Origin of the sequence: Microvirga pakistanensis, from assembly GCF_004458765.1 — a bacterium.
Classification (GTDB): domain Bacteria; phylum Pseudomonadota; class Alphaproteobacteria; order Rhizobiales; family Beijerinckiaceae; genus Microvirga; species Microvirga pakistanensis.
In genome coordinates, this window is sequence record NZ_SPJX01000377.1 from 1 (window position 1) to 223 (window position 223).

Genomic DNA, 223 nt, shown 5'->3' on the forward strand with positions numbered 1-223 from the left:
CGGGGTGTGCGAGATCGTGCGGCGCGCACCGCAGCGCCAGCGCCAGATCGACGGCGAGATCGTTCTAGCCTTGCAGGGGCTCCCCGTCGCGGGTTTCGACAAGCTCATCTCCGTCGATGTGGAGGCGCTCGCCAAAGCCGGTGCGCTGCAGCAGCACGGGGTGATCGAGATCGACGGCCCGCGCGCGCCTGCAAAAGGCGGGGCGGCAGCGGCGGCGGACGTC

At 71.3% G+C, this 223-nt stretch carries 1 protein-coding gene; it reads left to right on the forward strand.

Annotation, left to right across the window (positions count from 1 at the left end):
• The coding region (locus tag E4K09_RS29275) for a hypothetical protein (protein ID WP_166802338.1) at positions 1 to 223 on the forward strand (223 nt) is incomplete at both ends.